Source organism: Pseudomonas sichuanensis, from assembly GCF_003231305.1.
In the GTDB taxonomy this organism is placed as follows: domain Bacteria; phylum Pseudomonadota; class Gammaproteobacteria; order Pseudomonadales; family Pseudomonadaceae; genus Aquipseudomonas; species Aquipseudomonas sichuanensis.
In genome coordinates this window covers 32,489-38,953 of record NZ_QKVM01000060.1, presented here as the reverse complement: position 1 = coordinate 38,953, position 6,465 = coordinate 32,489, and the positions used below count along the sequence as shown (strand labels likewise).

Below are 6,465 nucleotides of genomic sequence, written 5' to 3'. Positions count from 1 at the left end.
TAGGGCCGGATCAGTCGACTACCGCCGCCTGTCCTACACCCCTGGGATCACTGGCCACCTCGACAGTCCCGCCAGCCTTGTCCCAATACAGCACCTGCTGGTTGCCGTAGTTACGCCCCACATCCTTCAACCGATACCCGCGCGCCTGCAGCTCGGCTTTCTGTGCGTCGCTGAACGTCCCCGGCTCATGCTCCACCACATCCGGCAGGTACTGGTGGTGATAGCGCGGCGTCGCCGGCCATTCGGCCACGGGGCGGCCTTCCAGGAACCCCAGCACCGACAGCAGCACCATGCTCGGGATCCGACTGCCGCCGGGGGTGCCGAAGCTGGCGAACTGGCTTGGGCTTTCGATGAAGGTCGGGCTCATGCTCGACAGTGGCCGTTTGCCCGCCGCCACGGCATTGGCCTGGCTGCCGGCCAGGCCGTAGCTGTTACTGCCGCTGGGGTCGGCGGCGAAATCGTCCATCTCGTTGTTCAGCACCACGCCCGTGCCGGGCACGCTGAACGCCGCGCCGAACGGCAGGTTGACCGACAGTGTGGCGGACACCGCGTTGCCGTCGGCGTCGATCACCGTGAAGTGGGTGGTGTGGTCGCCTTCACGCCAGGCCGGTGACGGCGGCAGGGCGCTGCTGGGGGTGGCCTGGCGCACGTCGATGCTGTCGGCCAGGCCGGTGAGGTAGTGGCGCGCCAGCAGGCGGTTGACGGGGTTGGCGACGTAGTCCGGGTCGCCCAGCAGGCCACGGTCGCGATACGCCCGGCGCAGCACCTCGATCACATAGTGGCTGCGCTGTACCGGCTCGGCGCTCTGCCAGGGCAGGCGCTGGAGCATCGCCAGGCTCTGGGCCAGGGCCACGCCGCCGGCGGACGGCGGCGGGCTGCTGATCAGTTCGCGCTGTTCGGCCAGTCGATAGCGCAGCGGCTCGCGCCAGGCGGTGCGGTAACCGGCCAGGTCCTCGAGGCTCCAGAGCCCGCCGGCCTGGCGTACGCCATCGACCAGGCGCTGGGCCGTAGGGCCACGGTAGAAGCCGTCGCGGCCATGTTCGGCGAGGGTTTGCAGGGTGGCGGCCAGTTCTGGCTGGCGGATCACCGTGCCCAGGGCAGGTACGTCATTGGCGCTGAGGAACAGCCGAGCGCTTTCGCGGTCATCACGCAGCGCCGCCAGGCGCATGGTGGCGCGGTCGCGGTAGATGCGGTCGACGGCAAAGCCCTGGTTGGCCAGGCGGATTGCCGGTGCCAGGCTGTCCTTGAGCGGCAGGTTGCCGTGGCTGGCGGCGAGGTCGGCCAGGGCCTGGGGCAGGCCGGGGATGGCTGCCGCCAGCGGGCCGTTGATCGACAGGCCGGGCTGGGCCTTGCCGTCCTTGAGGTACATGTCTGCGCGGGCGGCGGCAGGTGCGCGCTCACGGGCGTCGAGGAAGGCGTAGCGTGGGGTGGCCGCTTGTTCGCGCAGCAGGAAGAAACCACCGCCGCCAAGGCCCGAGCCGTAGGGCTCGACCACTGCCAGTGCGGCGCCGATGGCCACGGCGGCATCGAAGGCGTTACCGCCTTGTTCGAGCACCTGCCGGGCGGCGGCAGTGGCTTCGGCATGCGGGCTGGCGATGGCGGCGCGGCCCGGGCCGTCGGCCTGGGCTGCCGTGGCCAGCAGCGCCAGGGCGGCGCCAAGCGCGGCGCGGCGTATCGCGGCGACGAACGGCATCAGGCCTTGCCGGTGATCCGGCGGTATTTGGCCATCAGCTCGTCTTCGGTTTCCGGGTGGGCTTCATCCAGCGGGATGCAGTCGACCGGGCAGACTTGCTGGCATTGCGGCTCGTCGTAGTGGCCCACGCACTGGGTGCACAGGTTCGGGTCGATCACGTAGATCTCTTCGCCTTGCGAGATGGCAGCGTTCGGGCACTCGGGTTCGCAGACGTCGCAGTTGATGCAATCGTCGGTGATGATCAGGGACATGGGGACTCCGGCCGGGGCGTCGGGCCCGGGCATGTTTCAATGCGATAGGCGCAATTGTGCCGGATTCGCGCCCGCAGTGCACGCAGGCGCGTCAGCGGGACGCGCCCCGGGCACACAGGTTACTTGCGAAAGCGCTCGGTCAGCGCGTCGGCCACCGCCGGGTGGACGAACTTGGTGATATCACCGCCCAACGCGGCGATTTCCCGGACCAGCGTCGAGGAAATGAACGAATAGCGCTCCGAAGGCGTGAGGAACAGGCTCTCGACGTCCGGTGCCAGCTGGCGGTTCATGTTGGCCAGCTGGAACTCGTATTCGAAATCCGAGACCGCGCGCAGGCCGCGCAGGAACACATTGGCGTTCTGCTCTTTGGCGAAATGCGCCAGCAGCGAGGAGAAGCCGATGACTTCGACATTGGGCAGGTGCTTGGTGACCTCGCGGGCCAGCTCCACCCGTTGCTCCAGCGGGAACAGTGGGTTTTTCTTCGGGCTGGCGGCCACGGCGATGATCACGTGATCGAACAGCCGCGAGGCACGCTCGACCAGGTCGCCATGGCCTTTGGTAATGGGGTCGAAAGTACCCGGGTACAACACTCGGTTCATCGCGTCATCCTGGCTGGAGTGCGTTGGGGAGTCGGATGGTAGCGCAGCGATTGCGCCCGGCCAAGTCGCGCGGCCAGCTGATGGCACTATAGACAGGGCGTGCAGGGGCTGTCATGCCCCCTGTGCCAGGCGCCCGACCAGTGCTTCGCTGAGCCGCGCAGCCAGGGCATACACTGACAGCTGCGGGTTGGCGCCGATGCTGGTGGGGAACAGCGAGCCGTCGTGGATCGACAGGTTTTCCAGCTGATGATGCCGGCCCAGGCTGTCGCATACCGCCTGGCGCGGGTCTTCGCCCAGGGCGCAGCCGCCCATGACGTGGGCGCTGCCCAGGCGCATGCGGAACAGTTCCAGGGGCAGGCCGTCGATCATCGCAGCCGCTTGCGCGGGGTGGTCGACGTAGCGGGCATCGCCATGCACGGGCATCACCTGGCGGGCCCCGGCGGCGAACTGGATCTGCGCCATGCTGTGCCAGGCCCGGCGCAGCCCGTCGCGCAGGTAGTCGGTGACGGGGTAGTCGAGCACCGGCGAGCCATCGCCGCGCAGTTCCACCTGGCCGCCCGGGCTGTCCGGGTGGAAACCGTCGCGCAGCAGCGCCAGCATCACATGGGTATGCGGCAGTTCGGCCATGCGCAGGGCGTTGTCCTGGCCATGGCCGCCGAGCAGGGTGCTGGCCAGGGCCGGGTGCAGCGGCGGCACCTCGAGCTTGTAGCCGACCGGCCCGTCGATGCCGCCCTGCCATTGGAACTGGTCGCTGTAGATCGACTGCGGCGCGCCGTAGTACGGGTCGATCCTGTCGGCGAATTGCGCGGCGCTGAAGTTGACCAGGTGCAGGAAGGTGCGTTTGCCCAGGCGCCGGTGCGGGTCGGGTGCCTCGGAGCGCAGCAGCAGGGCCGGGCTGTTGATGCCGCCGCCGGCCAGCACGTAATGGCGGGCACGCACCTGGATCTGCCGGCCTGTCGGGTGTACGCCCCGTGCATCCAGGGCCTGGCACAGCAGGTGGTCGATCCGTTGGCCGTCATGGCTGAAGCGCTCGGCGCGGGCCAGGTAGAGCAGCGTGCCGCCCTTTTCCAGCAGGGCCGGGATGCTGGTGACCAGCATCGACTGCTTGGCATTGACCGGGCAGCCCATGCCGCAGTACCCGAGGTTCCAGCAGCCGCGCACGTTGCGCGGGATCACCGCCCAACGGTGGCCGAGCGCCTCGCAGCCACGGCGCAGCACGTCGTTGTTGGCGTTGGGTGGCAGTGCCCAGGGGGTGATGCCCAGGCGCTGCTCCATGCGTTCGAACCAGGGGGCCAGGGTGGCGCTGTCCAGGCCTTTGACGGCGTGCTCCCGGGCCCAGTGCTCCAGGGTTTGCGCCGGGGTGCGAAAGCTCGAGGTCCAGTTGAGCAGGGTGGTGCCGCCTACCGCGCGGCCCTGGAGGATGGTGATGGCGCCCTCTTTGCTCAGCCGGCCCAGGCCTTCCTGGTAGAGCTCGGCGTAGGCTTCGTGCTCCAGCAGGTGGAAATCGCTGCTGGTCTTCAGCGGCCCTTCCTCGATCAGCAGCACGTTCAGGCCGGCGGCACTCAGCGCCTCGGCCGTGGTGGCGCCGCCTGCGCCGCTGCCGATCACGGCGACGTCGGCTTCGAAGGTCAGGTCCTGCTCCAGGCGCGAGGCATCGTGGGTGATCCAGCCTCGTTCGAGGCCTTGGCGAAACGGGTCGGGGACGGGCATGGCGTGGCCTTTGTTGTTGTGTTGGGTGCTGCTGGGGCCGGCTCGTGGCCCTTTCGCGGCGCAAGGCCGCTCCTACAGGGGATCGCAGTCTCCTGTAGGAGCGGCCTTGTGCCGCGAAAGGGCTGCGAAGCAGCCCCGCCAGCCTGAAGTTCAAATCTTCGGCGGCCCTGGATAGCCACACGCAGCCCAGGCTTCCGGCCGCTCATACCAAGCCATCGACAACAGTTGCAGCAACGACGCATGCCCTTGGCGCAGCAGGTTCAGCGAACTGCCGCCCCAGCGTGCGAGAAAGGCCTCCACATCAGCGTTGCTGGCTTCGTTCCAGCTGCCCCAGATGCCAGTCAGCGGCCCCCGGGTCAGCGGCAGGCTGAGCACGTCGAACAATTGCCGGGTGAGCTTGAGCATGGCCGGCGACAGCGCCGCCAGTTTGCCGTCGAGGCTGTGCAGCACCAGCGCTTCAGTGGCCTGGGTGCCGGCCAGCACCACGGGGATCAGGGCCCGCAACAGCGGCAGGTCGTCTTCGCGCAGCACCTGGTAATCCGCTGAGGGCGCTTGTTTCGAGCAGCCAATCAGGCTGGCGGTGCCGAGGAACACGCTGGCGCCCAGGCTGAACCTGAGCAGGTCGCGACGGTGCATGCGCAGCCTTCCTCGCTCAACGGATGAACAGTTTGTAGACCAGGCGCTGCAAGGCTTTGCCATAGGGCGGATAAATCAGCCGGGCAGCGTTCAGGCGCTGCTTGGCCAGCACCCCCTTGGCTTTGCTGAACGTCTGGAAGCCTTCATGGCCGTGGTAGTGCCCCATGCCGGAGGGGCCGACACCGCCGAATGGCAGGTCGTCCTGGGCCACGTGCAGCAGGGTGTCGTTGAGGCACACGCCGCCGGAATGGGTGTCGCGCAGCACCCGGGCTTGCTGACCACGGTCGTAACCGAAGTAGTACAGCGCCAACGGGCGCGGGCGCTGGTTGATGTAGGCCAGCGCATGGTCCAGGTGGTCGTAGGGCACCAGCGGCAGCAACGGCCCGAAGATCTCGTCCTGCATCACCTGCATGCTGTCGTTCACCTCCAGCAACAGGTGCGGCGGCAGGCGGCGGCCCTGGCGCGGTTCGTCGGGGTAGAGGTCGCGCACTTGCGCGCCCTGTGCGCGGGCATCGGCCAGCAAGCGCTCCAGGCGGTCAAGCTGACGCGGGTTGATGATCGCGCTGTAGTCGGGGTTGTCGGCGATGCGCGGGTAGAGCCTGTGCACCGCGCGCTGGTAGGCATCGGCAAAGGCATCCAGGCGTTCGCGTGGCACCAGCACGTAGTCGGGGGCCACGCAGGTTTGCCCGGCGTTGAGGGTCTTGCCGAAGGCGATGCGCTCGGCGGCGGTATCCAGTGGCACATCCGCCGAGACGATGGCGGGGGATTTACCGCCCAGTTCGAGGGTGACCGGGGTGAGGTTGTGCGCTGCCGCCAGCATCACCTGGCGGCCGATGCTGGTGGCGCCGGTGAACAGCAAATGGTCGAAGGGCAGGCGGGCGAAGGCCTGGCCGACTTCCACCTCGCCCAGCACCACGCTGACCAGGTCGCTGGGGAATACCCGTTCCAGCAGTGCTTTGAGTAGCAACCCTGTGGCCGGCGTGGCTTCGCTGAGCTTGAGCATTACCCGGTTGCCGGCCGCCAGGGCGCAGGTCAGGGGCCCGATGGCAAGGAACAGCGGGTAGTTCCACGGCACGATGATCCCCACCACGCCCAGCGGCTGATACAGCACTTTGGCGCTGGCAGGTTGGAAGGCCAGGCCGACGTGCCGACGCGACGGGCGCATCCAGCGTTGCAGGTGGCATTCGGCATGGCGCAGGCCTTGCACCGAGGGCAGCAGTTCGGCGAGCAAGGTCTCGTCGCGGCTGCGCCCGGCAAAGTCGCTGTCGATGGCCGCGATCAAGGCCTCCTGCTCACGTAGCAGGGCTTCGCGCAGGCTTTTCAGCCACTGCCGGCGTTGTGCCGCCGGTGGCATGGGGTTGCCGGCGAATGCCTGGCGCTGGGCGGCGAACATCGCCTCAAGCGTGCTGTCGCAAGTAACAGGGGGTGAGGTGATGATCGAGGTCATGGCGCAGGCACCCGTGGGAAAGAGTGAGTAGAGCCTATACTCTAATTCCTGCCGGGGTGAGTGATTTATCTGCCAGATCAGCGGACATTTACGCTGCCGTGCCCTGACGTCGCGGGGCGATAGCCCGTA

Annotated in this window: 6 protein-coding genes; all 6 read right to left on the bottom strand. The window is 68.0% G+C overall.

The annotated features are described in order from the left end of the window. Window positions 1-10: 10 nt before the first annotated feature. On the bottom strand, window positions 11-1,693 hold the full coding sequence (ggt, locus tag DM373_RS24555) for a gamma-glutamyltransferase (protein ID WP_110996033.1): 1,683 nt from the start codon (window positions 1,691-1,693) through the stop codon (window positions 11-13). Next, complete coding sequence (locus DM373_RS24550) at window positions 1,693-1,944, bottom strand: YfhL family 4Fe-4S dicluster ferredoxin (protein WP_011531711.1); 252 nt, start codon at window positions 1,942-1,944, stop codon at window positions 1,693-1,695. Before DM373_RS24550 ends, ggt begins: the two co-directional genes overlap by 1 nt. 119 nt (window positions 1,945-2,063) lie before the next feature. Continuing rightward, window positions 2,064-2,543 (bottom strand): pantetheine-phosphate adenylyltransferase, encoded by a 480-nt coding sequence (gene coaD, locus DM373_RS24545; protein ID WP_110996032.1) that lies wholly within the window; start codon window positions 2,541-2,543, stop codon window positions 2,064-2,066. 111 nt (window positions 2,544-2,654) lie between these two features. Next, a complete protein-coding gene (locus tag DM373_RS24540) occupies window positions 2,655-4,253 on the bottom strand; it encodes a GMC family oxidoreductase (RefSeq protein WP_110996031.1) in 1,599 nt (532 codons plus the stop codon). A 150-nt stretch (window positions 4,254-4,403) separates the two neighbouring features. Further along, window positions 4,404-4,889, bottom strand: a complete 486-nt coding sequence (locus DM373_RS24530; RefSeq protein WP_110996029.1) for a twin-arginine translocation pathway signal protein — start codon at window positions 4,887-4,889, stop codon at window positions 4,404-4,406. 16 nt (window positions 4,890-4,905) lie between these two features. Continuing rightward, window positions 4,906-6,336 carry a coniferyl aldehyde dehydrogenase gene (locus tag DM373_RS24525; RefSeq protein ID WP_110996028.1) on the bottom strand — a complete coding sequence of 477 codons (1,431 nt, stop codon included), beginning with the start codon at window positions 6,334-6,336 and terminating at the stop codon, window positions 4,906-4,908. Between the last annotated feature and the right edge of the window lie 129 nt (window positions 6,337-6,465).